This is a genomic window from Nocardia sp. CC227C (assembly GCF_030767025.1).
Lineage (GTDB): Bacteria > Actinomycetota > Actinomycetes > Mycobacteriales > Mycobacteriaceae > Nocardia.
The window spans coordinates 136,024-162,949 of record NZ_JASITE010000003.1; the positions used below are offsets into that span (position 1 = coordinate 136,024).

The 26,926-nt window shown below is 68.6% G+C and carries 34 protein-coding genes and 1 pseudogene; 20 read left to right on the forward strand and 15 right to left on the reverse strand.

The features are described 5' to 3' along the window. The first annotated feature begins 198 nt into the window (after positions 1–198). The 3 genes from QMO76_RS06575 to QMO76_RS06585 are packed head-to-tail and all read left to right on the forward strand — an operon-like array spanning position 199 to position 2,866. Entirely contained in the window at positions 199–1,194 is a 996-nt protein-coding gene (locus QMO76_RS06575; RefSeq protein ID WP_306360296.1) for an ATP-binding cassette domain-containing protein, read from the forward strand. Further along, entirely contained in the window at positions 1,191–2,006 is an 816-nt protein-coding gene (locus QMO76_RS06580) for an ABC transporter permease (protein WP_306360297.1), read from the forward strand. Before QMO76_RS06575 ends, QMO76_RS06580 begins: the two co-directional genes overlap by 4 nt. Next, the gene (locus QMO76_RS06585) at positions 2,003–2,866 is read left to right on the forward strand and encodes an ABC transporter permease (RefSeq protein ID WP_306360298.1); all 864 of its coding nucleotides are present in this window, start codon (positions 2,003–2,005) and stop codon (positions 2,864–2,866) included. Before QMO76_RS06580 ends, QMO76_RS06585 begins: the two co-directional genes overlap by 4 nt. A gap of 21 nt (positions 2,867–2,887) precedes the next feature. On the opposite strand, the gene QMO76_RS06590 is transcribed toward QMO76_RS06585, so the two are convergent. Continuing rightward, a complete protein-coding gene (locus tag QMO76_RS06590) occupies positions 2,888–3,583 on the reverse strand; it encodes a hypothetical protein (protein WP_306360299.1) in 696 nt (231 codons plus the stop codon). Between the two features lie 143 nt (positions 3,584–3,726). Between QMO76_RS06590 and QMO76_RS06595 the strand changes: the two genes are divergently transcribed. Then, complete coding sequence (locus QMO76_RS06595) at positions 3,727–4,755, forward strand: SDR family oxidoreductase (protein ID WP_306360300.1); 1,029 nt, start codon at positions 3,727–3,729, stop codon at positions 4,753–4,755. 10 nt (positions 4,756–4,765) lie between these two features. On the opposite strand, the gene QMO76_RS06600 is transcribed toward QMO76_RS06595, so the two are convergent. Beyond that, the gene (locus QMO76_RS06600) at positions 4,766–5,989 is read right to left on the reverse strand and encodes a lycopene cyclase family protein (protein ID WP_306360301.1); all 1,224 of its coding nucleotides are present in this window, start codon (positions 5,987–5,989) and stop codon (positions 4,766–4,768) included. Positions 5,990–6,081: 92 nt separating this feature from the next. Then, positions 6,082–6,690, reverse strand: a complete 609-nt coding sequence (locus QMO76_RS06605) for a hypothetical protein (RefSeq protein ID WP_306360302.1) — start codon at positions 6,688–6,690, stop codon at positions 6,082–6,084. Between the two features lie 286 nt (positions 6,691–6,976). Here QMO76_RS06605 and QMO76_RS06610 point away from each other — a divergent pair, with 286 nt between their 5' ends. Both QMO76_RS06610 and rpmI read left to right on the forward strand, forming a co-directional pair. Next, on the forward strand, positions 6,977–7,639 hold the full coding sequence (locus tag QMO76_RS06610; protein ID WP_306360303.1) for a hypothetical protein: 663 nt from the start codon (positions 6,977–6,979) through the stop codon (positions 7,637–7,639). 207 nt (positions 7,640–7,846) lie between these two features. After that, positions 7,847–8,053, forward strand: a complete 207-nt coding sequence (rpmI, locus tag QMO76_RS06615) for a 50S ribosomal protein L35 (RefSeq protein ID WP_306360304.1) — start codon at positions 7,847–7,849, stop codon at positions 8,051–8,053. An 18-nt stretch (positions 8,054–8,071) separates the two neighbouring features. Here rpmI and QMO76_RS06620 read toward each other — a convergent pair whose 3' ends face one another. The 3 genes from QMO76_RS06620 to QMO76_RS06630 are packed head-to-tail and all read right to left on the reverse strand — an operon-like array spanning position 8,072 to position 9,111. Further along, on the reverse strand, positions 8,072–8,548 hold the full coding sequence (locus QMO76_RS06620; protein ID WP_306360305.1) for a hotdog fold domain-containing protein: 477 nt from the start codon (positions 8,546–8,548) through the stop codon (positions 8,072–8,074). A gap of 48 nt (positions 8,549–8,596) precedes the next feature. Beyond that, positions 8,597–8,902, reverse strand: a complete 306-nt coding sequence (locus QMO76_RS06625; protein WP_306360306.1) for a type II toxin-antitoxin system PemK/MazF family toxin — start codon at positions 8,900–8,902, stop codon at positions 8,597–8,599. After that, positions 8,899–9,111 (reverse strand): hypothetical protein, encoded by a 213-nt coding sequence (locus tag QMO76_RS06630; RefSeq protein ID WP_306360307.1) that lies wholly within the window; start codon positions 9,109–9,111, stop codon positions 8,899–8,901. The genes QMO76_RS06625 and QMO76_RS06630 overlap by 4 nt, the downstream gene beginning before the upstream one ends. Positions 9,112–9,590: 479 nt before the next feature. Between QMO76_RS06630 and rpsJ the strand changes: the two genes are divergently transcribed. The 12 genes from rpsJ (at position 9,591) to QMO76_RS06690 (ending at position 15,809) form a co-directional block, all read left to right on the forward strand. Next, positions 9,591–9,896, forward strand: coding sequence for a 30S ribosomal protein S10 (gene rpsJ, locus QMO76_RS06635; protein ID WP_003938093.1), 306 nt, complete (start codon positions 9,591–9,593; stop codon positions 9,894–9,896). A 14-nt stretch (positions 9,897–9,910) separates the two neighbouring features. Further along, positions 9,911–10,576, forward strand: a complete 666-nt coding sequence (rplC, locus tag QMO76_RS06640) for a 50S ribosomal protein L3 (protein ID WP_143982819.1) — start codon at positions 9,911–9,913, stop codon at positions 10,574–10,576. Further along, positions 10,573–11,268 (forward strand): 50S ribosomal protein L4, encoded by a 696-nt coding sequence (gene rplD / locus QMO76_RS06645; RefSeq protein WP_306360308.1) that lies wholly within the window; start codon positions 10,573–10,575, stop codon positions 11,266–11,268. The genes rplC and rplD overlap by 4 nt, the downstream gene beginning before the upstream one ends. Next, positions 11,265–11,570: a 50S ribosomal protein L23 gene (rplW, locus tag QMO76_RS06650; RefSeq protein WP_029923608.1), complete on the forward strand. Its 306-nt coding sequence runs from the start codon at positions 11,265–11,267 to the stop codon at positions 11,568–11,570. The genes rplD and rplW overlap by 4 nt, the downstream gene beginning before the upstream one ends. 33 nt (positions 11,571–11,603) lie before the next feature. Continuing rightward, positions 11,604–12,434: a 50S ribosomal protein L2 gene (gene rplB / locus QMO76_RS06655; RefSeq protein ID WP_029923609.1), complete on the forward strand. Its 831-nt coding sequence runs from the start codon at positions 11,604–11,606 to the stop codon at positions 12,432–12,434. A 14-nt stretch (positions 12,435–12,448) separates the two neighbouring features. Continuing rightward, a complete protein-coding gene (gene rpsS, locus QMO76_RS06660; RefSeq protein ID WP_029923610.1) occupies positions 12,449–12,730 on the forward strand; it encodes a 30S ribosomal protein S19 in 282 nt (93 codons plus the stop codon). Positions 12,731–12,756: 26 nt separating this feature from the next. After that, positions 12,757–13,158 (forward strand): 50S ribosomal protein L22, encoded by a 402-nt coding sequence (rplV, locus tag QMO76_RS06665; protein WP_306360637.1) that lies wholly within the window; start codon positions 12,757–12,759, stop codon positions 13,156–13,158. Beyond that, a complete protein-coding gene (rpsC, locus tag QMO76_RS06670) occupies positions 13,159–13,965 on the forward strand; it encodes a 30S ribosomal protein S3 (RefSeq protein WP_306360309.1) in 807 nt (268 codons plus the stop codon). Between the two features lie 3 nt (positions 13,966–13,968). Beyond that, positions 13,969–14,385, forward strand: coding sequence for a 50S ribosomal protein L16 (rplP, locus tag QMO76_RS06675; RefSeq protein WP_029923613.1), 417 nt, complete (start codon positions 13,969–13,971; stop codon positions 14,383–14,385). Next, positions 14,385–14,624: a 50S ribosomal protein L29 gene (gene rpmC, locus QMO76_RS06680; RefSeq protein ID WP_029923614.1), complete on the forward strand. Its 240-nt coding sequence runs from the start codon at positions 14,385–14,387 to the stop codon at positions 14,622–14,624. The genes rplP and rpmC overlap by 1 nt, the downstream gene beginning before the upstream one ends. A gap of 76 nt (positions 14,625–14,700) precedes the next feature. Beyond that, positions 14,701–14,997 carry a 30S ribosomal protein S17 gene (gene rpsQ / locus QMO76_RS06685; protein WP_029923615.1) on the forward strand — a complete coding sequence of 99 codons (297 nt, stop codon included), beginning with the start codon at positions 14,701–14,703 and terminating at the stop codon, positions 14,995–14,997. Between the two features lie 287 nt (positions 14,998–15,284). Continuing rightward, positions 15,285–15,809 carry a hypothetical protein gene (locus QMO76_RS06690; RefSeq protein ID WP_306360310.1) on the forward strand — a complete coding sequence of 175 codons (525 nt, stop codon included), beginning with the start codon at positions 15,285–15,287 and terminating at the stop codon, positions 15,807–15,809. 7 nt (positions 15,810–15,816) lie between these two features. On the opposite strand, the gene QMO76_RS06695 is transcribed toward QMO76_RS06690, so the two are convergent. The 8 genes from QMO76_RS06695 to QMO76_RS06730 all read right to left on the reverse strand — a co-directional run bounded on the left by QMO76_RS06695 (position 15,817) and on the right by QMO76_RS06730 (position 21,363). Further along, a complete protein-coding gene (locus tag QMO76_RS06695; RefSeq protein ID WP_306360311.1) occupies positions 15,817–16,398 on the reverse strand; it encodes a putative glycolipid-binding domain-containing protein in 582 nt (193 codons plus the stop codon). 130 nt (positions 16,399–16,528) lie between these two features. Continuing rightward, the gene (locus QMO76_RS06700; protein ID WP_306360312.1) at positions 16,529–17,050 is read right to left on the reverse strand and encodes a hypothetical protein; all 522 of its coding nucleotides are present in this window, start codon (positions 17,048–17,050) and stop codon (positions 16,529–16,531) included. Between the two features lie 109 nt (positions 17,051–17,159). After that, entirely contained in the window at positions 17,160–17,591 is a 432-nt protein-coding gene (locus QMO76_RS06705; protein WP_306360313.1) for a hypothetical protein, read from the reverse strand. A gap of 183 nt (positions 17,592–17,774) precedes the next feature. Then, complete coding sequence (locus QMO76_RS06710) at positions 17,775–18,209, reverse strand: pyridoxamine 5'-phosphate oxidase family protein (RefSeq protein WP_306360314.1); 435 nt, start codon at positions 18,207–18,209, stop codon at positions 17,775–17,777. Positions 18,210–18,529: 320 nt separating this feature from the next. Further along, entirely contained in the window at positions 18,530–18,940 is a 411-nt protein-coding gene (locus tag QMO76_RS06715) for a hypothetical protein (RefSeq protein ID WP_306360315.1), read from the reverse strand. 118 nt (positions 18,941–19,058) lie between these two features. Further along, the gene (locus QMO76_RS06720) at positions 19,059–19,823 is read right to left on the reverse strand and encodes a CPBP family intramembrane glutamic endopeptidase (protein ID WP_306360316.1); all 765 of its coding nucleotides are present in this window, start codon (positions 19,821–19,823) and stop codon (positions 19,059–19,061) included. A gap of 56 nt (positions 19,824–19,879) precedes the next feature. After that, positions 19,880–20,818 (reverse strand): RluA family pseudouridine synthase, encoded by a 939-nt coding sequence (locus QMO76_RS06725; RefSeq protein WP_306360317.1) that lies wholly within the window; start codon positions 20,816–20,818, stop codon positions 19,880–19,882. A gap of 92 nt (positions 20,819–20,910) precedes the next feature. After that, the gene (locus tag QMO76_RS06730) at positions 20,911–21,363 is read right to left on the reverse strand and encodes a TIGR03667 family PPOX class F420-dependent oxidoreductase (protein ID WP_306360318.1); all 453 of its coding nucleotides are present in this window, start codon (positions 21,361–21,363) and stop codon (positions 20,911–20,913) included. Positions 21,364–21,604: 241 nt separating this feature from the next. Between QMO76_RS06730 and QMO76_RS06735 the strand changes: the two genes are divergently transcribed. Continuing rightward, positions 21,605–22,888: a SidA/IucD/PvdA family monooxygenase gene (locus QMO76_RS06735; RefSeq protein ID WP_306360319.1), complete on the forward strand. Its 1,284-nt coding sequence runs from the start codon at positions 21,605–21,607 to the stop codon at positions 22,886–22,888. A 52-nt stretch (positions 22,889–22,940) separates the two neighbouring features. On the opposite strand, the gene QMO76_RS06740 is transcribed toward QMO76_RS06735, so the two are convergent. Next, the gene (locus tag QMO76_RS06740; RefSeq protein ID WP_306360320.1) at positions 22,941–23,594 is read right to left on the reverse strand and encodes a GNAT family N-acetyltransferase; all 654 of its coding nucleotides are present in this window, start codon (positions 23,592–23,594) and stop codon (positions 22,941–22,943) included. Between the two features lie 56 nt (positions 23,595–23,650). On the opposite strand from QMO76_RS06740, the pseudogene QMO76_RS06745 reads away from it, so the two are divergent. Next, positions 23,651–26,920, forward strand: a pseudogene (locus QMO76_RS06745) (amino acid adenylation domain-containing protein); the annotation flags it as partial. Between the last annotated feature and the right edge of the window lie 6 nt (positions 26,921–26,926).

A 26,926-nucleotide genomic window follows, 5' to 3' on the forward strand; every position in this document is an offset into this window, starting at 1 on the left:
ACGGACCGGGCGGTCTGTGTCGCGACCAGCGGCTATCCGAGGACCGTCGGGTTTGTGACCAAGGACACAGGCCGGCGATGGGTGCTTCACCGAAGCAACGAACGAGCATCCGCAGCGCCGGTAACATCACGCGGGCCGGAGGGGATCATCCCCACCGGGAGGCGAAATCGTCCCGCCGTAGCCGATAGTGGAGAGTTGATGCCGAGCTTGGACAAACCGGAGTCGAACACCGCCAGCGTGGGCGACGACCCGGCGGTGTACGTCGAAGACGTCCGCAAATCCTTCGGCGAGGTACACGCCCTGCGCGGTGTGAGCTTCACCGCGACGCGCGGCAGCGTGCTCGGCATCCTCGGCCCCAACGGTGCGGGCAAGACCACCATGGTCAAGATCCTGTCCACCCTGCTGCGCCCCGATTCCGGCACCGCCCGGGTGGCCGGACACGATGTGCGCAAGGATCCGGCGGGGGTGCGCCGCTCCGTCATGATGACCGGGCAGTATGCCGCCCTGGACGAAAACCTTTCGGGCCGTGAGAATCTCGAGCTGTTCGGTCGCCTCATGGGACTGTCCCGCAAGGCCGCCCGGCAGCGCGCCGACACCCTGCTCGAACAATTCGATCTGACCGGCGCCGGGCGTCGCGCCGTGCGCGGCTACTCCGGCGGCATGCGCCGCCGCGTCGACATCGCCTGCGGCCTGGTGGTCCGGCCCGAGGTGGTGTTCCTCGACGAGCCGACCACCGGACTCGACCCGCGCAGCCGTCAGGGCGTGTGGGATCTGGTGTCGGCGCTCAAGACCCAGGGCATCACCGTGCTGCTCACCACCCAGTACCTCGAAGAGGCCGACATCCTCAGCGACAACATCATCGTGATCGACAAGGGCACGGTCATCGCCGAGGGCACCGCCGACGAACTCAAGGAGAAGACCGGCGGCAGCTACTGCGAGATCGTCCCGCTCGACCCGGCCCAGCTGGCCAAGGTCGCCGACGCGCTCGGGGACCTGGTCCCGGCCGCCGTGCACGCCGAACTCGACACCGCCGAACGGCTGTCCATCCCGGCCCCCGACGGCGCCGCCACCCTCGCCGAGGCGCTGCGCCGCCTGGACGGCGCGTCCGTGCAACTCGCCGACATCGGGCTGCGGCGGCCCTCGCTCGACGACGTCTTCCTGGCCCTCACCGGGCATTCGGGCAGGCAGGCATGAGCACAGCACTGGCCGCCGAGCCCGAATCCGATCTGTTCGCGGGGCTACCGGCGGCGCAGCCGTCCAGCCTCGCGCAGTGGTGGGCGCTGACCGCGCGCATCGTGCGGGTGATGGTCACCAAGGGTGAACTCGTGGTCGCCGTGATCACGCCGCTGGTGTTCACGGTCGGCTTCTACCTGCCGCTGCGGGCCATCATGAACCTGCTCGGCGTCGACTACGCGCAGTACGTCATGCCGATCATCGTGCTGCAGACCATGGCCTTCACCATGATGTCGAACGCGCAAATGGCCGCCTTCGAGGCGATGACCGGTTTGACCACCCGCATGCAGACCATGCCCATCGGCTCGCTGGTGCCGCTGTCGGCCCGCATCAGCGCCGGACTGGTGCGGTCGGTGACCTCGCTGACCGCCGCCCTGATCTGGGGGCACCTGATCGGCTTCCGCTTCGTCGCCGGGTGGGGGCAGGCCGTGCTGTTCTGCGTCTTCTCCCTGGTGGTCGGCACCGTGCTGGCGATCGGCGCGGACGGATTGGGTTCGCTCACCAAGAGTCCGGAATCGCTGAGTCAGGCGCTCACCCTGCCGACGCTCATCTTCGGCATGCTGTCGTGCGGGTTCGTGCCCGAGTCCCGGTTCCCCGAGTGGATCCAGCCCTTCGTGCGCAACCAGCCCATCTCCCAGTTCTCCTTCGCGCTGCGGGACATGGCCGCGGGCGGGGTCACCTGGGAGGTGCTGTGGGTGCCGCTGGTGTGGCTGGGCGGTCTGTCCGTGGTATTCATCCCACTGGCGATCTGGGCGAGTGTGAGGCGGTCATGAGTACGGTCGAGAACAGCGCCGCGGCGGCCGTGGCCGACCGGGTGCCGAGCGATGTCCCGCTGCCGGTGGTGCCGCCACGCTCCGAACGGGCATTCACCACCTTCGTCGAGCAGAGCCTGATCCAGTGCAAGCGCATGCTCATGGGCTGGGCGCGCAATCCCGCGGTCACCGTGCAGGTGCTGCTGTATCCCGCGCTCACCCTGCTCATGTTCGACGTGGTGCTGGGCGGATCCATCAAGCAGGCGACCGGTATGCCCGCCATCTACGGCCAGGTGCCGATGGTCATGCTGGTCGCGGCCATGACCGGCGCGGTGGTGAGCGCGCTCGGCTTCAAGGTGGAGAAGGTCACCGGACTGCTGAGCCGGTTCTGGACCATGCCGATCCACCGCGCCGCCGGGCTGACCGGCCGCCTGCTCGCCGAGGTGGTGCGCGTCCTGGTCACCACCGTGTTCGTGCTGATCGTCGGCATCGCCCTGGGCTTCCGATTCTGGAACGGCCCGCTCGCCGCGATCGCCATGGTCCTGATTCCGGTGCTGTTCGCGGTGGGTTTCGCGGTGCTGGTGACCTCGCTGGCGACGATCAGCGAGGGCGTGGTGCTGGTCCAGATGGTCGGCATCGTCAGCAATCTGCTCATGTTCTTCAACACCGGATTCGTGCCGGTGGGGGCGTATCCGACCTGGCTGCAACCGGTCGTCGAGAATCAGCCCATGAGCTGCGCCATCGACGCCATGCGCGGCCTGGCCTGGGACGGCCCGGTGGTGGTGCCGCTGCTGAAGACCCTCGCCTGGACCATCGGCATGGTCGTGCTGTTCGTCTACCCGGCGATCCGCGGCTATCAGCGCGCCGCCGAGACGGCCTGACCGCCGGGCAGACGCGACAGCCTACGGCGCGTCCGCGACCTTGCGCACGGCGTCGGCGAAGAACTTCTCCGCCTTCGCCTCGTCGAGGGTGTCGCCGAGGGAGGTCACCCGCACCGCCACGGTGGTGCCGCGCAGGGACGCCCAGCCCGCATAGGACACGGTGGTCGTCGGCGTGACATCGCGCACCGACGCCGTGCTCGTCGAATACGAGGCGATGGCGTCGACATCGGCGAGGGCGGCGGGCGGGGTGCGGCTCTCGACGCGCACCCGGGAGTCCACCCGCTCGCCCTCGAACTCGCTGCTCACGGTCAGCTCGTCGCACCGGGCCTCGGTTTCGGCGAACTCGCGCAGGTCGATGCTGCCACCGGAGACGAATTCGATGAAGATGACCGTCTCGGCGACCACCGCGGTGACCGCGGCCTCGTCCAGAGCCCGCTTGCTCGCGGCCTCCAGCTCCAGCTGCGGCGCCCGGCACTCCTCGGGTTCGATGGTGGAATCCGACTGCACCCCCGCGAAATCGGTCAGCTGCTCGCGCAGCCGTTCCGCGGGCAGGTTCACCGGCTTGGCGTCGGCGGGTAGTTCCGACCCGGTCAGGAGCAGTTGATCGCGGGGCGTGCCGGGGGCGGCGTCGGAGGCTTCCGAGGAGTCGCCGCCGCAGCCGGTCGCCAGCACACCCGCGCACACCACCGACGCGGCCATCAGAGTCCGAAGGTTCACTCGCACAGCATGCCGTGAATCACCGGTCCGGACGGGCAAGTTCGTCCATCTGCACCCGGTCACGGCGAGTCACGCGTCCGGTATGACCGGCTCGCGAGGATGCACCCGCAGGGGTGTGGCATGGGTCACGCTATGGTGTGCCCATGGCTTACCTGGTTACCGGAGCGACCGGGTTCATCGGCAGATTCCTCGTACCGGAGCTGCTGAAACGCGGCGAACAGGTCTACGTGCTGGTGCGGCCGGGCGAGGATTCGGTCCTGCGCTTCAACCGCTGCCTACGCGGCTGGGCGGCCGGGGACCGGGTGCGGCCGGTGCGCGGTGACCTCAGCGCACCCGGTGTGGGCGTCGACCCGCGTTGGATTGCGGCGCAGCGCGGTTCGATCTCGCACGTCTTCCATCTGGCGGGCGGGTACGACGCCATCGGCACCGGCGGCGGCACCCGGCGGGTGGTGGACCTGGCGGGGGAGCTGTCGGCCGGTGCGCTGCACCATATTTCGAATGTGGCGGTGGCGGGGGACTGGGAGGGGCGCTTCTCCGAGGACATGTTCGAGGTCGGGCAGGTACTCGCCACGCCCTGGCAGCGGTCGCTGCTCGAGGCCGAGCGGGCGGTGCGGGACAGCTGCCCGGTGCCGTGGCGGATCTACCGGCCCTCCATCGTGATCGGCGATTCCCGCACCGGCGAGATCGACCGGATCGAGGGGCCGTACTACTTCTTCCGGCTGTTGCGCATGGCGGCGCAGCTGCCGCGCATCCTGCCGGTGGTGGCGCCGAAGCTGGGCGAAACCAATATGGTGCCGGTCGATTTCGTGGCGCGGGCGCTGGACCACATCGCGCACGCCGAGGCCGAGTCCGGGACCACCTTCCATCTGGTGGATCCGCGCCGCCAGAGCGTGGCCGACGCCCTGAACCTCTTCGCCGACGAGGCCGGCGCGCCGCATCTGGTCGAGGTCATGCCGAAGCAGACCCTCGACATGACGCTGCGGATGCCGGGGGTGGGGCGCATCCTGCGCCAGGTCGGGGTGCCCACCGAGATCATCGAGCACAGCGAGTTCACCTGCTGGTTCGACTGCCAGCGCGCCGCCGAGGCGCTGGCCGGAACCGATATCAAGGTGCCGCCGCTGGCGGGCTACGCGCCCATCATCTGGAAGTACTGGATCGAGAACTGGGTCTGAACCGGCCGCGCTACAGGTGATCGGGCAGTTCCGCGGCGGCCGCGATGATCTCGTCGGCGTCGGCGGCGCGTCCGAAGTCGTAGCCCACCCAGCGGTTGCGGTTGGTCCAGCCGACCAGGTCGTAGCGCCAGCGGAAGGGCCAGGTGGTGGCGACGGTCATGAACAGCGCCGCACCCAGCGCGGTGTAGTCGTCGTGTGCCGAGAGCAGGGCCCGCTGCTGGCGTGGCGGGCGGGTGAAGAACGCGTCGAACATGGATCTGGACTGCGCGGTGGTGAGGCGGCCGAGGCCGTACACGCCGCGCATCCGCATCCAGTACACCAGTCGCGCCCGCCACGGCCACATGGCCTGGATCGGGTCGTCGCCGCGCCGCAGCGCGTCCAGCGCGGTGTCCACCAGCGACAGCGAATCCGCGACGCAGTAGCCGGTGATGGGATGCATCATCCCGCCCCGGGAGCCGAAGGGGACGACCTGTCCCGGACCGGCCGTGGGCGGGGCGTAGTCGAGTGGGTAGTGCGCGGCCTCGCTCTTCTCGTCGCCGCGTAGTCGAATGCCGTGCGCCGCCAGCCGATTCAGGGTCCGTCGCCGCAACTCGTGCTGCGGCATCCCGCCGCGCAGGCCGAGGCTGGTCTCCTCGAAGATCACCGTGCCGTCGCCGAGCGGCACCGAGTACAGGAACGAGGGCGGCGCGTCCGGGCCGGCCCCGTTCTCGTCGCGCCAGTCCAGCATCAGGCCCTCGCCGGGGGTGACCATCGGCGCGGCGCGGTCCTCGTCCACGAAAATGCCGTGGGCGCTGGCGGTTCGGCGCCGGCCCGGCGACGCCTGGCCGCGCGTGTCGAAGACGGCCCGGGCCTCGACCTCGGTGCCGTCCGCCAGTTCCACCCGGTGTGCCTCGACCGTACGGGCGCGCTGCGCCAGCACGGTGGCGTCGTCGAGCGGCAGCGCATCCCACAGCCCTCGCTTCGACAGCACGCAGTAGGGGCGCTCGATGCGGCGTTCGGCGGTGGTCCACACCACGGGCCGGTCGATCCGGCTCGCGATGACGCCGTCCGGCAGCCACTCCGGCAGCTCGTCCACCCAGCACGAGTAGGTGGGCACCCACAGCCGGTCCGGGCGCGGGTCCACCGCGACCACCCGCAGCCCCGCCCGCATCGCCCGATGCGCCAGCGCCCGCCCCGTCGGCCCGAGTCCCACCACGCACACATCGGCTTCCTTGCCGGTCTCCAGGCCACTCATACCCGCATTCAAACAGCCGTGCCCGGCGGACGCCAGACCGCCCGTGGTCCCCGCACCGGCTTCCGGGACCGGCCGCGGTCAGCCGCGGCGGTTCAGGGCTGGCCGCTCACCACGGCCGTGACCGCGTCCAGGAACGGCTGCCCGCCCATGGCGTAGCCACCGGCGATCGCACCGACCAGCAGGCCGATCGGCCCGGTCAGAATGCTGAAGAAGCCCATGCCGAGCACGGTGCCGATGAGGCCGCCCAGCAGGCCGCCGGCCACGACGCCCACCACGTTCTCGTTGATCTCGTTGGTGAGCCGGGCCATGGAGTTGATCGGCTGCATCTCGCCGATCTCGCTCGCGGTCACCGTGGGCTCGAGCGCGAGTTCGCGTCCGTCGTCGGAAATGTGGTGCGCCACTTCGACGGTGGTGCCGGAGATCTCGTAGGCCAGCGGCACCGTGGCAACCACCTCCCCGGCGTCGGAGGTGAGGGTGACGGCGGTGGCGTCGTCGTCGACCGCGAAGCTGCCGCCGGAGACCGCTGTGGTCAGCGTCCGGGAGAAGTCGGAGAGTACGGCGTGATAGCGGACGCCCTGGTCATCGCCGCTGGCGGCGAGCTCGCGGGGGGTGGGCTCGGGTGCCGCGCCGACACCGCCAGCGGTGATTCCCACAGCGGCGACGGTCAGGAACGCGACGGTGGCGAAGCGGCCGAACTTCATTCAGGAAATTCCTTCTGGCAAACCCTCGACCCGCGCAGGCCGAATGTACGAACGTTTACAGCGTTCGAACCTTGGTGCCCACAAACGAGATTGGCGAGACCGAAGGCCGCATCGTTATCAGAATGAAATCTGGACATTTGCCCGAAATTGCGTTGTAAAAACATGCACATTCACAACTCGACGGTGCCCTGGCGGGTGGTGTATGACATGTCCTGATTGTCGTTATCGTCGACACTTCGAACGGGGTGGGCCTGAGGTTCGGAGCATTGCAGGGAAGGGCAGGAAAATGTCGCCTCGGAAGGCCCGAGCCGGAATCGCTCTCGCGGGCGTCGTCATCGTGGGTGCGCTGGCGACCGCCGGCGCGCTGGCCGCCGTCCTCTCCCAGGTCGCCGAGCGCCGCGCCGCGGCGGTGGAGAACCGCGGCGCCACAACGACATCGGTGGCGACCACCGAGGCCGTCGTCATCGACGGCGTGGTGCAGCCCGGTATCGCGGCCGCCACCACCTCCGCTCCCTCGACCTCCCTCGTGCACAAGACCGCCAGCCAGGGCAGCCCGGAGCTGCAACTGACCGTCGGCGACTGCGTGGCTGTCGGCGGCCCGGACTCCGGCCTGGCGAAAACCGCCTGCGGCAGCGGCACTTCCGCCTACACCGTCACCCATCTGGCCACCGACGGCGCACCCTGCCCGGGTGACATCGACCGGTCGCACCGACGCACTCTCCCCGACGGCGAGCACGACGCGCTCTGTCTCGACATCGCCTGGGTCCCCGGTACCTGCATGGACCTGTCCGGCGATACGGCCACCCCCGTCGACTGCACCGCCGCCGCCCCCGGCCGCGTGCGCGTGGTCGAGATCAAGCGCGACACCACCGACGTCAACGCCTGCTCCGCGGGTGACCAAGGCTTCGTCTACGCCGAACGCCGCTACGTCGTCTGCGTGGCCTCCTGACCTTCTCCCCGTGCGTGATTCGCGGCAAGGTTGTCATTCGCGGCGCGGTCGTCATCGGCAACGGCCGTGCGACGTGAATTGCCGGAATTATCTCCTATGAATTCTTTTCTACTCGAAGATCGCAGCGGCGCTTTCGGATTCGGACTCGTCCGGGTGCCGCGAGCCCTACCCTGGAGGGATATCCGCACGGCGTCCGGCGCTTCAGGGATGGTGGTTCGAGTGCCGAAGAACAAGTCGCACAAAGGAATTTCCAAGCGCGTCAAGGTGACCGGAACGGGGAAGCTGCGGCGGGCGCAGGCGAACAAGAATCACCTGTTGGAGAAGAAACCATCCACGCGGACGCGGCGGTTGAACAAGGAGGAGGACTTCGCCAAGGCGGATCGCAAGCGGGTCAAGCGAATGCTGGGGATCTGAGGGGGACCGCCGCCGCGACTATTTCGGTGTCACCCAGGTGGTGATGTCGGCGTGCACGACCTCCAGGCCCGTCTTGTCGTAGATGGAGACGGGGACGATCAGGTCCCGCCCCTCGATGATGGTGTCGAAGTCGGGGACCTCGGGCAGTGCGGCCACCGCGCGCAGCCCCGAGTCGGCCTTGGCGAGGTACTGGACGTTCATGGCCTTCGGAATCCACCGGTGGGTGGTGGGGACCGTGGCCTCGCTGAGCATGCCCATGGCGACCTCGGCCAGATTGCAGGCGGCGATGGCGTGGAAGGTGCCGAGGTGGTTGTGGATGCCGAACCACTTGGGCGCGGTCACCTCGCACAACCCGGGCTCCAGGCGCACCACGCTCGGCAGCACCGTGCCGAAGTACGGCACCCGCGCGACCATGCCGAGCGAGAACAGGGCGTGGCCCAGCCGATTGTCGGGCAGCTTCTTCCAGCCGCGCAGGGTGGAGGTCTCATTGCTCATGAGCGGTATCTTACTCGAAAGTAAGATACGAGCGAAGTGAGCACGTGGCTAGAGTGCCAGTAGTCGTCGCAAGGTGCGGTCGACGCTGTCCATCACGCTGGCGTCGACTGTGAAAAGCAGATCGCGGAGGTTGTCGGGATTCACGCGGGAAACATTCAGACACTTCGCGTACAGGTCATTTCCCACTGCGACGCTGAGCGACAGGGCCACGTTCTCGCTGATCGGCATGACATCGGTGACGTCGACGCAGACGCATGCGCCCTCCGTGTTGACCGGGTCGGCACTGACGACGAGAACGTTCCGGATGCGGCCGAGCGCCTGATAGGCGCGCACTTCGCCGCGCGAGTGGCTCAAGACCGGAATTCCTCCATCTCGGCATCGCGGTCGTCGTGAGCGGTGAAGGCGGTAGGTATCCTGCGCTCAGCCGCCAGTTCCATGCGTACAGCGGCTCGCAACAGGGCTTCCTCGCAGACCTTCGCCACCCATGCGGACACGTTCCCGTTCGCTTCGGTCTTGATTGCTTCGGTTAGATCGTCGGGCAGTCGGACGGTCATCTTTGCCATACCTTGTAGCCTACCCGTTGTCCGACACGCGAACCTGTCCTTCGGAGATTGCTTCGGCCGTGTGACCAGCGCCATCGGCGGCTGGAGCGGGGAGGGGGCGATTTGAGATCGCCCCTCGCCTCGAGGCATACTGTTCGGGTTGCCCGCACCGGGCTGTGTCTGTTCTGCGGAAAGGCGCTGGTGGTGGCGGGTGAGCAGGACCCAATTTTGTGCCCGGCCGAATGCGGCGCGGGTGCGTCCGGAACGAGGTTCCGAGGCTCAGCGGATTTCATCCCGGGCCGAGGAATGAGCGGCTGAGCGACACGCCCGACCGCGTGGACCGGAAGAACCATGACAGATGAACAGCGGTGACGGAGCGGGGTGCGCCCCGGTCGAGTTGGTAGCTGATGCGTCTTCGTGTGTTCGGGCTGTGCAAATGAGGGTGGTTCGGGAGCGAAAGCTCCGGTGCCACAACGTAAGCGGAGAAAAGGACACTCAGCGTGGCGGGACAGAAGATCCGCATCAGGCTCAAGGCCTACGACCATGAGGCGATCGACGCGTCTGCGCGCAAGATCGTCGAGACGGTGACCCGCACCGGCGCCCGTGTCGTCGGCCCGGTGCCGTTGCCGACCGAGAAGAACGTGTACTGCGTCATCCGTTCGCCGCACAAGTACAAGGACTCGCGCGAACACTTCGAGATGCGCACGCACAAGCGGCTGATCGACATCCTCGACCCGACGCCGAAGACGGTTGACGCTCTCATGCGCATCGATCTCCCGGCCAGCGTCGACGTCAACATTCAGTGACGGGGACTTCAGATATGACTGACAACAAGAGCCGCCCGGCAGCGGGCATCCTGGGCACCAAGCTCGGCATGACCCAGGTCTTCGACGAGAAGAACCGCGTCGTTCCGGTGACCGTCATCAAGGCTGGTCCCAACGTCGTGACTCAGATCCGCACCCAGGAGCGCGACGGCTACTCCGCCGTCCAGGTCGCCTTCGGCGCCATCGACCCGCGCAAGGTGAACAAGCCGGTCTCCGGCCAGTTCGCCAAGGCCGGCGTCACTCCGCGCCGCCACATCGTGGAGATCCGCGTCGCCGACGCCTCCACCTTCGAGGTCGGCCAGGAGATCAATGCCGACGTGTTCGAAGAGGGCAGCTACGTCGACGTGACCGGCACCTCCAAGGGCAAGGGTTACGCGGGCACCATGAAGCGCCACGGCTTCCGCGGCCAGGGTGCCTCGCATGGTGCGCAGGCCGTGCACCGTCGTCCGGGTTCGATCGGTGGTTGCTCCACCCCCGGCCGTGTCTTCAAGGGCATGCGCATGGCGGGCCGCATGGGTAACGACCGCGTCACCACGCAGAACCTCTCGGTCCACAAGGTGGACGCCGAGAACGGCCTGCTGCTGATCAAGGGCGCGATCCCGGGCCGCAAGGGCGGCGTCGTGATCGTCAAGAGTGCAGTGAAGGGTGGTGCCCGGGCGTGAGCGCTGTGAGCACTAAGAAATCCGACGCCGAGAAGAAGGCGAATCTTTCCCTCCCGGTCAAGGCACCGGGCGGCAAGACCGAGGGCACCGTCGAACTCCCCGCGGAGATCTTCGACGCGACCGCCAATATCGCGCTGATGCACCAGGTCGTCGTGGCCCAGCAGGCCGCGGCCCGCCAGGGCACGCACGCCACCAAGACCCGGGGCCAGGTCTCCGGCGGTGGCAAGAAGCCGTACCGCCAGAAGGGCACCGGCCGCGCCCGCCAGGGCTCGACCCGCGCGCCGCAGTTCGCCGGCGGTGGCACCGTGCACGGCCCGCAGCCGCGCGACTACAGCCAGCGGCTGCCCAAGAAGATGAAGGCCGCCGCGCTGCGTGGCGCCCTCTCGGACCGGGCCCGCAACGAGCGCATCCACGTGATCACGGAATTGGTCCCCGGCCAGAGTCCGTCGACGAAGACCGCGAAGTCCTTCCTCGCCGAGCTGTCGGAGCGGAAGAACATCCTGGTCGTGGTCGGCCGTGAAGATCTCACCGCGTGGAAGAGCGTGGCGAACCTGCAGGGTGTGCACCCGATCGCTCCCGACCAGCTGAACACCTACGACGTCCTCAAGAGCGACGACGTGGTCTTCTCGGTCGAGGCGCTCAACGCCTTCGTGCACGGCCCCGCCGAAGCTGCACAGGAGGAGAGCAAGTGACCACCATCGCCGATCCCCGCGACATCCTGCTCGCGCCGGTGATCTCCGAGAAGTCCTACGGGCTGATCGAAGAAGGCACCTACACCTTCCTGGTGCACCCGGACTCGAACAAGACGCAGATCAAGATCGCCGTTGAGAAGGTCTTCGGTGTGAAGGTGACCAGCGTCAACACCGCCAACCGTCAGGGCAAGCGCAAGCGGACCCGCTTCGGTTACGGCAAGCGCAAGAGCACCAAGCGCGCGCTCGTGACCATCTCGGCCGACAGCAAGCCCATCGAGATCTTCGGAGGCCCGGTCGCGTAAGCGGCTGGAGCTCCAGAAAGCAGAGAAGAACTCATGGCAATCCGTAAGTACAAGCCGACGACCCCGGGTCGCCGCGGTGCTTCGGTCTCGGACTTCGCCGAGATCACCCGCTCGACCCCCGAGAAGTCGCTGCTGCGTCCGCTCACCAAGTCCGGTGGCCGCAACGCCCACGGCCGGATCACCACCCGGCACCGCGGTGGCGGCCACAAGCGCGCCTACCGTCTGATCGACTTCCGTCGACTGGACAAGGACGGCATCCCGGCCAAGGTCGCGCACATCGAGTACGACCCCAACCGGACCGCGAACATCGCCCTGCTGCACTACGCGGACGGCGAGAAGCGCTACATCCTCGCGCCCAAGAACGTCACCCAGGGCACGAAGATCGAGTCCGGCACCGGCGCCGACATCAAGCCCGGCAACAACCTGCCGCTGCGCTCGATCCCGACCGGTACCACCATCCACGCGGTGGAGCTGCGTCCGGGTGGCGGCGCCAAGCTGGCCCGTGCCGCCGGCATGAGCATCCAGCTGCTGGGTAAGGAAGGCTCCTACGCCGTCCTGCGTATGCCCTCCGGCGAGATCCGTCGCGTCGATGTGCGCTGCCGCGCCACCATCGGCGAGGTCGGCAACGCCGAGCAGTCCAACATCAACTGGGGCAAGGCCGGCCGTATGCGCTGGAAGGGCATCCGCCCGACCGTGCGTGGTGTGGTCATGAACCCGGTCGACCACCCCCATGGTGGTGGTGAAGGCAAGACCTCCGGTGGTCGCCACCCGGTCTCGCCGTGGGGCCAGCCCGAGGGCCGTACCCGCAAGCCCAACCGTCCGAGCGACAAGCTCATCGTCCGCCGCCGCGGCAAGAAGCGTTAAGGAGGAGGTTAAAGATGCCACGCAGCCTCAAGAAGGGCCCGTTCGTCGACGAACACCTCCTCAAGAAGGTGGACGTCCAGAACGAGAAGGGCTCGAAGCAGGTCATCAAGACCTGGTCGCGTCGTTCCACCATCATCCCCGATTTCATCGGCCACACGTTCTCGGTCCACGACGGCCGCAAGCACGTGCCGGTGTTCGTGTCGGAGAACATGGTTGGGCACAAGCTCGGTGAATTCGCGCCGACCCGCACGTTCAAGAGCCACGTCAAGGAAGATCGGAAGAGCAAGCGGCGATGAGCGAAGCGAAGAGCAATACAGCGCCGATGAGCGCTGAAACTCAGAATCCCTGCGCGCGCGCGACCGCGAAGCACGTTCGCGTGACCCCGATGAAGGCGCGCCGCGTCGTGGACATGGTCCGCGGCCAGCGGGTCGAGGACGCGCTGAACATCCTGCGGTTCGCTCCGCAGGCCGCCAGCGAGCCGGTCGCCAAGGTCGTGGCCTCCGCCGCGGCCAACGCCGAGAACAACCTCGGTCTGAACCCGGCGACCCTGGTCATCTCGACGGCCTACGTCGACGAGGGCGTGACCATGAAGCGCTTCCAGCCGCGTGCCCAGGGCCGCGCGTTCCGGATTCGCAAGCGCACCAGCCACATCACCATCGAGGTCGAGAGCGTGCCCACTGCCGGCGCTGCAGCTCGTAGCCGCCGGAAGGGAGGGGCAAAGTAAATGGGACAGAAGATCAATCCCCATGGCTTCCGCCTCGGTATCACCACCGACTGGAAGTCGCGTTGGTACGCGGACAAGCAGTACGCGGACTACGTGAAGGAAGACGTCGCGATCCGCAAGCTCCTCGCCACCGGCATGGAGCGGGCCGGCATCTCGAAGGTCGAGATCGAGCGCACCCGTGACCGCGTGCGGGTGGACATCCACACCGCGCGTCCGGGCATCGTGATCGGCCGTCGTGGCGCCGAGGCCGACCGCATCCGCGCCGCGCTGGAGAAGCTCACCAAGAAGCAGGTGCAGCTGAACATCCTCGAGGTCAAGAACCCCGAGTCGGATGCGCAGCTCGTCGCTCAGGGTGTGGCCGAGCAGCTGTCGAACCGTGTGGCGTTCCGTCGCGCGATGCGCAAGGCCATCCAGTCGGCCATGCGTTCGCCGAACGTCAAGGGCATCCGTGTGCAGTGCTCCGGCCGTCTCGGCGGCGCGGAAATGTCGCGCTCGGAGTTCTACCGCGAGGGTCGCGTGCCGCTGCACACCCTGCGTGCGGACATCGACTACGGCCTGTACGAGGCGAAGACCACCTTCGGCCGCATCGGCGTGAAGGTCTGGATCTACAAGGGCGACATCGTCGGCGGCAAGCGTGAGGTCACCGCGACCGCCGCGCCGTCCGGTGAGCGTCGCGAGCGTCGTGAGCGGCCGAGCCGTCCGCGTCGCTCCGGTGCCCAGGGCACCACGGCGACCAGCACCGAGGCCGGGCGTCAGGGCACCGCTACCGCGGTGGCCGACGCTCCGGCAGAGTCCAAGGAGGGCTGACCTATGTTGATGCCTCGCAAGGTCAAGCACCGCAAGCAGCATCACCCCAAGCGCTCTGGCATGGCCAAGGGCGGCACCTCGGTGGCGTTCGGCGAGTACGGCATCCAGGCTCTGGAGCCGGCCTACGTCACCAACCGGCAGATCGAGTCGGCGCGTATCGCGATGACCCGCCACATCCGTCGTGGCGGCAAGATCTGGATCAATATCTACCCGGACCGCCCGCTCACCAAGAAGCCGGCCGAGACCCGCATGGGTTCCGGCAAGGGTTCGCCCGAGTGGTGGGTCGCGAACGTGAAGCCCGGTCGGGTCATGTTCGAAATGTCTTACCCGAACGAGGAGACCGCTCGTGAGGCCCTGCGCCGCGCGATGCACAAGCTCCCGATGAAGTGCCGGATCGTGACCAGGGAGGAGCAGTTCTGATGGCTACCGGAACTCCGGCTGCAGAGCTGCGCGAGCTCACCGAAGACGAGCTCGTCGCCAAGCTGCGCGAATCCAAGGAAGAGCTGTTCAACCTGCGCTTCCAGATGGCGACCGGCCAGTTGCAGAACAACCGGCGCCTGCGCGTGGTCAAGCACGAGATCGCGCGCATCTACACGGTCATGCGGGAGCGCGAGCTCGGCCTGGCCACCGGTCCTGAAGGCAAGGGAGACGCCGCATGAGGGAGCGAAGCGAGCGAACAATGAATACAGCCGACGCGTCGGTCATGCCGGAGCCGAGCGCTAGCGAGGTGGAGGCATGAGCGACGTAAAGGGCCCGGCCAAGACGCCGGCCAAGCAGGAGGAGCGTGGCTCGCGCAAGGTGCGCATCGGCTACGTCGTCTCCGACAAGATGAGCAAGACCATCGTGGTCGAGCTGGAGGATCGCGTGAAGCACAAGCTTTACGGCAAGATCATCCGGACCACCTCGAAGGTCAAGGCGCACGACGAGAACGAGATCGCCGGCATCGGCGACCGCGTGCAGCTGATGGAGACCCGTCCGCTGTCGGCCACCAAGCGGTGGCGTCTGGTCGAGGTCCTGGAGAAGGCCAAGTAGGACTCGCGGGGCTCCGGCCCCACGGGTACCCCGGGGCGTCGCCCCGTGGCCCCGGACCAGGTGACTGGTTTGTCCGTTATCCGAAGGCCCGCTTCCCGTTTCGGGGGAAGCGGGCCTTCGGGCGTTCCGGCACAGCGGCATTCGTGTCGCGGGCATTCGTGTCGCGCAGATCTCTCACACACCGGCCGTGGTATTGGCGCGAGCGGCGCCGGACCGCTATCTTCTTTGGTGCTATGACTGCGGTGACTACGGCTTCGGGTGCTTGGCGGGCGAGTGATGGAGAGGCGGTGTCGTTCCGCGACGCCTCGGTGGCGTGGGCCTTGGCCGCGCACGAGGTGTTGGTCGAAACCGCCTCGGAATACGGACATTTCGTAACGGTCAACGAGTTGGCCGAGCGTGTGCAGGAGATGTCCGGCGTGCACACCGACGCGCCCACCCGCACCTGGATGGACGCCATTCTGCGCAAGGTGACCCGGCGCTGCCACTCCGCGGGCGAACCGCCGCTGGCCGCACTGTGCGTGCGACAGAACCACAAGGTCGGCGACCACTACAAGTACATCCTCGAGGTGGCGGGTCTGCCCATTCCCACCGACCTCGAACTGCATGCCGCCTACGCCCGCTGGCAGTGCTACGCCGCGTACGGCGAGGTGCCCGCCGACGGCGGCATTCCGCCGCTCACACCGAAGGTCGCCGCCAGCCGCAACGCCTCCGCCCGCAAGGCCGAGCCCAAGCCCGCCGAGGAAGCCCGCGTCGCCGTCTGCCCCTCCTGCTTCACCCAGCTCCCGGCGAACGGCGTCTGCTTCTACTGCTGAGGTCCCGCTACCTTTCCCGCACGGCGATGCCCGGATAGTCGACGATCAGCCCGGCCGCGTCGTACTCCAGCGTGGCCCGGAAGTCGAATTCCGGTGACTCGTAATCGAATCGGTGTCCCGGACCGGCATCGGGCAGGCGGCGGTAGCGCTGCTCCAGCCGAGTGACCGTCGGCACCGCCACATGCACATAGGCGGCCGGGGCGGCGGTATCCACGCCGACAGCCAGCGGCAGTCGGTGGATGGGAAAGGTGTTGGTGCAGGCCGATGCCTCCAGATCGATGTCGACACACCCCTCCAGCGCGGGCGCCGGCTGCCCGTCGACGGTCCACCGCCCCTCTCCGTCCGCCGCCAATCGGACCGTCCGCCAACCCTTCTCGTCGCGTACGGTCACGCGCGCCGCGCGGGTACGCCAGTATGCGTCGAGTTCGATCGAATACCCCACCGACCAGCAATGCGCGTTCTCGACCGCGGTGGTGTGGCCGTCGAGCAGGACGCCGGAATCCGTGACGCGCGGGAAGACGACCTCGAATCCGTCGCGTGCCCCGCGATGCCGCCAAGCGGCCGTGCGAGGCAGATCATCGAACCTCATCACACCACTGTGCCACCCCGGCAGTGGTCTGCTCCCGCTCGAACGGACCCGAGCCGCTGAACCGTGCACCCGGGAGGGTCGGCCCGCGCCGACGGCGGGTCGGTGGGGCTCGGCGGTTGCCGCCGGTGGATCAGGTCGGGTCGACGGTGAAGGCGGCCTGTCCGGGGTGGTGCAGGAGGGGCGCGGTGGAGACCGACGCCTCGATGCGGCCGGGACCGGTGGGCAGCAGAACGCCTGTGGCCGGGCCGGTCTCGCCGGAGGGGCCGCCGACGACCACGGTGGCTGTGGAGCCGGTCGCGCCGGTGTCGAGGTTGCGCCAGTTCACCGTGGCGGTGACGGAGCAGCCGGACTGGTGGGAGCCGGGGGTGACGCTCCAGAAGGTGCCGCGCAGGTAGACGGCGGCCTCGCCGGGGGCGCTGTAGTCGCTGGGGCCCGGGATGGCGGTGCCGCTGACCTCGCCCGCGCAGGTCCACCCGGTGGCGAGGGTGTAGGTGGGGGAGAAGGTGGTGGCGGCCGAGGCCGTGCCGGTGGTGGCGACCAGCGCGGCGGTGACGGCGATGCCGAGCACCGCGGTGCGACCGAGAGTGGCGATCATGGGAGCCTGCCTTTCGCTGACGAGTGTGGTCGTGCCGTCGTCGGCGTGCTCGCGCATCGCTGCGGGTGCTGCCCAGCGTGCCGACGAGTGGGGCGGCTGTGTACGAGCCCGCTCCGCGAGAGTTCCCAGGGTATGTCGAATCGGGTGGTACGGGCGTTACCGCAGCTCAGCCGACGGTGAAGCTGACCGTGCTGGGCAGGTGCGGCAGCGGCACGGTCGAGACCCACGCCTCGACACGGCCCGGACCCGTGGGCAGCACCGCGCCCGTGATGGGGCCGGGCCGCCCGCCGGGGCCACCGCTGACATCGGCCGCGGCGGTGCCCGAGGCGCCGCTGTCGAGGTTGCGCCAGGCGATGGTGGCGGTCGCCAGACAGGCGGGCTGGGGCACCGGGGTCATGAAGGTGCCGCGCAGATAGATGGCGGCCACCCCATCACCCGGCAGCGCCACCGCGCTGATCTCGCCCGCGCAGGTTCCGGCGGAAGCGAGCGTCACGACGGCGGGAAACGGCACTGCCGCAGCGGCTTTCGCGGTGGAACCGAGCAGGGCGGCACCGAGGGCGAGTCCGAGCGCGGTCGTGGCCGCGACGATCCTGAACATGGCTACCTTTCGCTGACGGTGGTCGAGCGGGGAAACGCGGGGTTTCGGCGATAGCGGGAGAACCGCAGCTTACGTCGGATCGGCGAGCGTGCTCAGGGCAGGGGCGAAGAGGTCGGTCGGAACGCGAAGACCCACCTCCCAGGTCGGGAGGCGGGCCCGGGTCGAACGGTCCGATCAGCCAGGTCAGCCGAGTTCGCTGAGGTCACCCAGGTCGGCGGAGAGCCACTTCTCGGGGCGCATGAACACGGCCACCTGGTCGCCGTGTGATTCGGCGATTTTCAGGTACGGGTCCACCTTCTCGGGCGGCAGATAGCGCGCGGCCATCTCCCGGTGCATGGCGTCGGTCATGGGCTCCACCCGGGTGATCGGCCCCTCCGCCGTGACGTAGCGGATGGTCGGTTCGAGTACCTGCGCCATCAGGCTGAACCGCCCGGCATCGCGCAGCCGCCGAAGTTTGGCGGATTCGACGCCGGTCAGTATCCAGAGTTCGCCACCGGGTGCGTACTGGTACCAGATCGGGACATTGAGCGGTGCGCGGTCCGGGGCGACGGCCACGGCGAGCGCACCGATGTGCGGTTGGGCGAGAAATTCCTGTCGATCTTGCAACGTCAGCGCCATGGTCACCACGGTACGTGCGCGGTGTGGTCCCGACCACCTGGTGTGTGGTACGTGCACGTCTACGTCCGGTGAGTTCGGGAGCGGCCGACTGTTCGCGGATTCCTCGGGGTCGAGAACCGAAAGGCACAGCGGCACTGCGAGATCGAGGGTGTCGTTGCGCTCCGGTAGCGACGGCGACGGCCCGCCCCGATGGGCGGGCCGACCTGTGGTGCGATGCCCGGGGGTGGGCCAGGCCGGCGAGGGAACAGAGGAAATGTGCCGACCTGGCCCCCGGGACGGTTCGGGGGGCCGAGCCCTGCCGAACCGGGTCTGGGGGGGTGCTACGAGCCCAGGAAGCCCAGCGGTGACGCACCGCAGGTGGCGCTGCCGGTGAGGGTGGGTTGCAGGACGTTCACCTTGAGTTCCCAGGCCGAGCCCTGGAGCACGGCCAGGGTGTGGGTGCCCGCGAAGGTCGGCGTCCACTGGATGGTGGCCTTGCCGTTGACCGGTTCGACCGGGCTGCCCTGGATGACCCGGCCGCTGTCGTGGAACCAGACCTCGAACCAGTGGTCCACGGTCGCGGTGATCTCGTAGGTGCACGCCTCGTAGATGGTGCGGGCATTGACCGACAGGCCGGTGGGGACGGCGGTCGCGTAGGGCGCCGTCATCGCCGCCGAACAGGCCATCCCGGCCAGGGCGGTGACGCCGACACCGGCCCGTCGCGCGACGCGCTTGTTCACGGACTTCGTCATGGGGGAAACTCCTCGGGTGCCTACCCGCATCAGATGCGGACCAGCGAACCTTAGCGAGCGTCCAGTTGGCCGCGCGGCACTTTCGGAAAATTACTGAAACAAGTTCCAGTCAGATAGCTCAGTGCAGCGTGACGTGCCAGACGACCGCCGCCGCCAGCGCCCCCGCGCCGTTCACGGCCCAGTGGAAGGCGATCGGTGCGAGCAGGCTGCCGCTGCGCCGCCGCAGCCAGGTGAACACCGCACCCGCGGCGGCCGTGACCAGGACGGCGAGCGCGATCCCGAGCGCCTGCCCCAGCGGCCCGCCGCCGAGGAAACTCGACAGCCCCTTGTTGCCGCTGGTCAGCCCCAGCGACGAGGCGATATGCCAGAGCCCGAAAAGCAGTGAACCCGCCATGAATACGCCACGGGCCGCGAAGATCCGGTCCAGGGTTCCGTGCAGTACGCCCCGGAAGGCCAGCTCCTCGGGGATCGCGGTCTGTAGCGGGATGACGACCATGGAGGCGATGAGCGCGCCGGAAATGGTGGCGTACCGATCGGCCAGGAAGAACGGCCGCGTGATCGGCAGCGCCGCACCGATGGCGACCGCGGCGAGCACCACCCCCACCGCGCCGAGCGCCCACAGCGAACCCGTGCGCCAGTGTCGCGGGGACAGTCCGAGGTCGGCCCAGCTCAGTCCCCGGCGGCGCACCATGGCCAGCAGGATCACCGCGGCAACGGGCACGGTGACGATATTGGCCCAGGCGGTGGTGCAGTGCGCGATGAGATTAGTGCCGGTCAGGACGACGATGACAACGGCGACGTCGATATACGCGTGCAGCCTCCGGGACTGCGGGGCCGCCGGAGCCGGGCTGACGGCGACCGCGCCGTTATCATTTCGAGACATCGCGGCCAGTCTACGTTCATATTCTGAGAAAGCATCCGGATGTGGCGAAGTGCGAACTAATTCTCAGGCCCAGCCCAGCCACGCGGATCGTCCCACGCCTGAAGAGTCCGTTTTGTCATGAATCGCCGCGGCTCCCGGGTCACCGGATCGGTGAATGCGAGTGCGGAGGCGAGCAGTTGGAGCGGCCGGGTGAAATCGTCGACCGGTTTGTCGGTGAGTTCGGGGTAGAAGTCGTCGCCGAGAATCGGCACCCCGAGTCCGTTCATATGCAGGCGCAGCTGATGGGTGCGCCCGGTGCGCGGCCGCAGTCGGTAGCGGCCCCGCCCGTCGCGGTGTTCGAGCAGTTCCACCTCGGTTTCGGCATTGGGTTCGCCGTCCACCTCGTACGCCTGCAGCACCTGCCGCTCCTTGACGATGCGGCTGCGCACCACGCGCGGCAGCTCCAGCTTCGGATCGAAGCGCGCGATCGCCTCGTACTCCTTGTGGACGAGTCGCCGGTGGAACAGGGTCTGGTATGCCCCGCGCCGGGCCGGGTCGACGACGAACAGCACGAGCCCGGCGGTGACGCGGTCGAGCCGGTGGGCCGGAACGAGATCCGGTAGGTCGAGTTCCCGGCGCAGCCGCACCAGGGCGGTTTCCAGGATGTGCTGTCCGCGCGGGATGGTCGCCAGGAAGTGCGGTTTGTCGACAACCAGGATCGACTCGTCGCGGTGCACGATGCCGATGTCGAACGGCACGGCTGTCTCGTCGGGCAGATCGCGGTGGAACCAGATCGCCCCGCCGGGAACGTAGGGGGCGTCGGGGGCGAGGGGACCGTCGAGGTCCACGATCCCGCCCTCGCGCAGCAGTTCGTCGATGCGGTGCGCGGGTACCCGCGGCAGCCGCTCCACCAGGTGGTCGCGGACGGTGGCCCAGTGGCCGTCTTCCGGTAGTCGCAACCGTGCCGGGTCGAGCCCGTGCCGCTTGGGTAGCGGCGGTTGCTGCCTGCGTCTCACCGGCTCGACCCTATCGGTGTGGGCCGAGCGATGATCTCGCAGGCGGGGGCGGGTGTGGACGGCGTCACGCGGAGTCCGCGCGGCCGGGAGTCTCAGAAGCCGCGCAGCCGGTCGGGTCGAACCCGCACCACCACCGAGTACTCGGAGTAGAACTGCTCGTCGGTCATCCCGATATCCACCAGGCCCCGGGTGTACTTGCGGGTGTACTGCACGATCTCGGGCGGTGTCGCGCCCTCGGGATCGATCCGCGCGTCACCGGTCACGATGACGACGTCACCACCGGACTCGGTGCTGTTGAGATGCAGCGAGACCCGCGCATTGCGCGCGATATTGCGCAGCTTGGCCTGATCGGGCTGGCTGAAGATGAGGAATTCGGTGCCGTCCCACAGGAACCACACCGGATTCGGCTGTGGCGTGCCGGTCGATCCGACCGTGGTCAGCCAGGCCACGGTGTCCTTCCGGAACCGCTCGGTGGCGTGCTTACCGAACTCGGTGCCGGGGTCTACGACGGGCTCATGCGAGGAACGGGCGTCGGTAGTGGTCATTCCACCCTTAACGCCGGTCCATGGGAAGGGATTCCGATATTCAGGATTTCGGTTCGACGGTGCGATTCAGGGGCGAGTGCGCCGAGCGGGAGTACCGGCGGCGGCCGGTCGTTCCGCTCGCCGTGCACCGCTGCGGCGGTCTGGGCAAGCGGGAGTCCGGTAGATAAGGTAAGCCTATGCAAATATTGGGGTGGGATGGCGAGACGGCGCATTGACGCCGAACAGGAGGGCAGGAGAACCGGTGGACACACTTCTGGTGGTCGGTGCTGGGCCGAAAGCCATGGCGGTGGCGGCGAAAGCGCACGTATTGCGGCGGCTCGGCCTGCCCGCGCCGCGGGTGGTCGTGGTGGAAGCCCATGCGGTGGGCGGAAACTGGTTGCCCAGCGGGGGGTGGACCGACGGCCAGCACCGCCTGGGCACCAGCCCGGAGAAGGATGTGGGCTTTCCCTACCACTCCACCTGGGCGCGCGGTCACAATCAGGCGCTCAACGAGGGCATGACGGCCTTCAGTTGGACCGCGTTCCTGATCGAGCACGGCACCTACGCCGAGTGGATCGACCGCGGCCGCCCCAGCCCGCAGCACCACGTCTGGGCCAAGTACCTGCAATGGGTGGGCCGCAAGACCGATGTCGAACTGGTGCTCGGCACCGTGCGCACCATTGCCGCCGCCGATGACGGCTGGCTGGTGACGGTGGCCGACGCCGCGGGTGAGACCTGCGAAATCGATTGCGACGCGGTCATGATCACCGGTCCCGGGCGCAGCGACCGGGCACTGGCCGACCATCCGAAGGTATTGAGCATCGCCGAGTTCTGGGATCTGGCGGGTAAACGCCGCCTGCCGCCCTCCTCGCGGGTGGCGGTGGTCGGCGGCGGCGAGACGGCGGGGTCCGCGCTCGACGAGTTGGTGCGGCACGAGATGCTGTCCATCTCGGTGATCACGCCGAAGGCCACCATCTACACCCGGGGCGAGGGCTACTTCGAGAATTCCCTCTTCAGCGACCCCGTCCGGTGGGGTTCGCTGGGCATGGCCGAGCGGCGTGACGTGATCCGCCGAACCGATCGCGGCGTCTTCTCGGTGCGGGTGCAGGAAACCCTGTTGGGGGACAATCGCGTTCACCACCTCCAGGGCCGCGTGGTGCGGACCGTCGATCAAGGCGACGGCGTAGCGGTGACGCTGCGCAACGAGCTGCGACCGGATCAGGTGCACACCTACGACCTGGTGGTGGATGCCACCGGCGGTGATCCGCTCTGGTATCTGGAGCTGTTGGACGCCGCCGCGACCGATCTGCTCGAACTGGCGGTGGGGGGACCGATCACGCAGGAGCGCGTGGAGGCGGCCATCGGCTACGACCTGGCGGTCGCCGAACTCGACAACAAGCTGTACCTGCCGAATATGGCGGCGTTGGCGCAGGGGCCCGGATTTCCGAATCTCAGCTGCCTGGGCGAACTTTCGGATCGGGTGCTGCGGACGGTTCCGGGTCGCCACCGGACTCCGGTCCGGGCCGGGGCCGCCGTCGCCGGATGAGCGAAACGCCTCGCCCGCCGCCCGTGCGGCGGCGGACGAGGCGCGGTCGGGTTCAGCGCAGGGCAGGCACGTCCCCGGCCGCGCGCGGCAGGGTGTACAGCGAGATACGGCGATCGGGGCGAATATCGAAGTCGCCCAGGTGTGTCCAGCCGTTCTTCGTCAGCGCCTTGCGCATGGGCGCGTTCCGGTGGTCGGGGTCGCACATCATGCGGCGGCATTCGGGTTCGGCGGCGAAGACCCTGGTCGCGAGCTCCCGCATCCAGGCCGACATCACCCCGCGGCCGATGAGCTTCGGCTCGGCGGTGGCGATGTGGAAGCCCATGTCGCGCGGGTCGGCGGTGTACAGGGTGCCGATCTCGTCCTTGGCGGGCCGGTACAGCTCGACGTAGGCCACCTCTTGGCGGCCCAGTTCGGGCAGGTCGGCCGCGGTGAAGTCGTAGCCGAGAATGCATGGCCGGGAGAAGGTTCCGGCCAGTTGGGCGGCGCAGTTGTCGCGGCGCTTGGCCGAGGGCCAGTCCTGCTCCCAGGTCTCGACCAGGTGCGGCCGGTGCATCCACTCGGTGATGAGTTCGGGGTCGGCACCGTCGGCATCGACGATCCGCAGGTCGTAGGGATGGTCGAAGTCGGGAACGACGGGTGCGGGCGCGGTGCGGACGTTCTCGGGAATGTCGGTCAGCTCGCGCTCGAGCACGTACGTCCGGTTCATAGGGGTGGAACTCCGTTCGGTCGTTACCTCGATCACTCGGTCAGTAAGGATAGCCTATGCTAATTTGCATGTCGGATACCGTCGGCCCCGCCCTCGACCGCCACCCGCTGTCGGCGGGCCAGCGGCGCATGTGGTTCCTCCAGACTCGCGATCCCGCGGACACCACGCTGAATATCTGCGTGGCCTACCGCTTGTCGGGCACGCTGGACCCCGCGCGACTGCGCGCCGCCGTCGACGCGGTCGCGGCCCGCCACGACGTGCTGCGCACCACCTACGGGATGGATGCCGAAGGGGAACCGTATCAGGTGTGCTCCGAGGGGATTTCGATCCCGTGGCAGATGCATGACGTGAGCGGTCTGCCCCCGGCCGACCGCCCCCGGAGGGTGGCGGTGCTGGCCCGCCGGGAATTCGCGCGCTGCTTCGACCTGGCCGCGGAGCCCCCGCTGCGCCCGACCCTGGTGCGGACGGCCGCCACGGAGCATGTGCTGCTGCTCGCGGTGCACCGCATCTGCTGGGACGACGACTCCTGGGCGGTGTTCTTCGCCGAGGTCGACGCCGCCTACAACGGCCACGAGATGGGCGCACCGCCAGCGCGATTCCGCGATATCGAGGTCCCCGCCGATCCCGACACCGCCGCGAACACCGCGAACACCGCCGTCGTCGACCCCGCCGCCCCCGCTGTCTACGCCGACACCGCTGGTGCCGCTCTCGCCACCGACGTGGCCGCCTGCACCGATGTGGCCGCCTCCGACGGCGCAGCCGCCACTGACGACGTCGCCGCCACTGACACCGCGGCCACCACCGATGCGACCGCTGTCGCCTATTGGCGGTCCACCCTGCGCCCACTGCCCGAACCGCTGCTGCTGCCCGGTGCGGCCGTGGTGAATCCGTCCACCCGGGCCGATCGCGCCACCGTCGCGCTGCCCCGTGAACTGTTCGACCGGGTCGACGCCTGCGCGCGCGAATACGCCGTCACCCCGTTCGCGGTGCTGCTGGCCGCCTGTGCGGTGCTGATCGAGCGCTACACCGCCGCGGGCGATTTCCTCATCTCGATACCGGTCACCAACCGGCGCTCGGCCGCCGCCCGCCGGTTGATCGGCTACTTCGGCAATACCCTGCTGCTGCGCCTGACCCCGCATCCCGCCGCGACCTTCGCCGAACTCGTCGCCGCCACCGAGCGCCGCCACCGGGAGGCCCTCGCACACCGCCATGTCGGCATCGAGCGCATTGTGCGCGAGGCCGACCCGGAACGGGTGGCCGGGCGCGACGGAATGGACCAGCTGGTGCGACTCGGCTTCAGCACCCGGGAGAGCACCCATGGGTTCGCGCTCGACGGCGTCACCTCCACCCGTCTCGACGAACTCGGCGCGCCCACCGCGCAGGTGCCGCTGGCGCTGGCCGTGGTCACCGACGGCGACGGCCGTGCGCTGGTGGAGGCCGAATACCAGGTGGACGTGCTGACCCGCCCGCTGGTGGAGTCCATGCTCGAGCACTATGTGCGGCTGCTGGACAGCGCGCTGGCCGCACCGCACCGCCGCATCGGCGACCTGGACATGCTCGGCGCCCGGGACCGCGACGCGGTTATCGCCGCTTCGCGCGGTGCGGTCGCGGAGATCGCGCCCACCACCATGGTCGCCCTGTTCGAGCGCAGCGTCGCCGCCGCGCCGCACGCGATCGCCCTGGTCTCCGACACCGCCGAACTCACCTACGCCGCATTCGATCGCCGGGTGAACCGGTTGGCGCACTGGCTGATTCGCGAAGGCATCGGCGCCGAGGACCTGATCGGGCTGCGTTCGGGCGCCTCGATCGAGTTCCTGGTGGCCGTCTACGCGGTATTGAAGGCCGGCGCCGCCTACCTGCCCATCGACCCGGCCGACCCCGACGACCGCGTCGACTTCCTGATCGAGGACGCGGGTCCGCGCCTGGTGCTGAGCCGGGCGGATCTGGAAGTGGCGGAGGAGCTGGCCGCCGCGCTGCCGGAGACCACGCCCACCGATGCCGACCGGGTGCGTCCGCTGCGTCCGGCCAACCTGGCCTATGTCATCTACACCTCGGGATCGACCGGCAGACCCAAGGGCGTTCCGGTCGCGCACGCGGCCATTGCCGAGCATGTGCTGAGCTTCATCGCCGATTGGGGGATGACCTCCGACGACCGACTGCTGCAATCGTCGTCGGTCGGCTTCGACGCCTCGCTGCTCGACATCTTCGTCACGCTGGCCCTCGGCGCTCGGCTGGTGGTGCCGAAACCCGATGCGTTCCAAGATATCCGCTATGTCGCGGAGCTGATCGCCGAACAGGGGGTCACGGTGCTGCACATGGTGCCCTCCATGTTGAGCACCTTCCTGCAACTGCCCGAGATCAGTGCGTGGCGGGCGCTGCGCCGCGTGCCCGTCGGCGGTGAGCCGCTGCCCGGTGAGGTGGCCGACCGGTTCGCCGGGGTCTTCGACGCCGAATTGCGCAATCACTACGGGCCGACCGAGGCGGTCGTCTGCGCCACCCATATGCCGGTGGACGGACGGATGGGCACCGGCATCGTGCCCATCGGCGTACCCAATCGGAATGTGCACGCCTACGTGCTGGACGCGGCGCTGAATCTGGTGCCCGCCGGTGTGGTGGGTGAACTCTATCTGGGTGGTGCGCAGCTGGCCCGCGGCTATCTGGGCCGCCCGGGCCCGACCGCCGCGAGTTTCGTGGCCGACCCGTTCACGCCCGGAGCCCGGCTGTATCGCAGCGGGGATCTGGTGCGCCGCAACGAGTTCGGTGAGCTGGAGTTCGTCGGCCGGGCCGACGAGCAGGTGAAGGTGCGCGGCCACCGCATCGAACTCGGCGAAGTGGAGTCGGTGCTGTCCGCGCACGCCGCGGTCGGCCGCTGCGTGGTGGTCGTCGCCGACGATCCGGCCACCGGCCCGATGCTCGCCGCGTACCTGGTGCCCGCCGCCGACCGGACCGTCGATATCGAGCAGGTCCGCGCGCACGCCGCCGCGGTGCTGCCGGACTACATGGTCCCGCGCGCGTTCGCACTGGTGGACGCGATCCCCCGGACGGCAAGCGGCAAGCTCGACAAGCGCGCCCTGCCCGCGCCGCACCCGGCGGCCCGGCGTCGGCACCGCGAACCCGCCACCGACGCCGAACGCCGCATGTGCGCCCTGTTCGCCCGCCTGTTCGCGCGGGATCGGATCAGCGCCGACCACTCCTTCTTCGACCTCGGCGGGCACTCGCTGCTCGTCACCCGGCTCGCCGCGCGGATCCGCGCCGAATTCGGGGTGGAGCTGCCGGTGCGCACCATTGTCGACACCCCCACGGTGGCCGAATTGGCGGCGGCCGTGGCGACC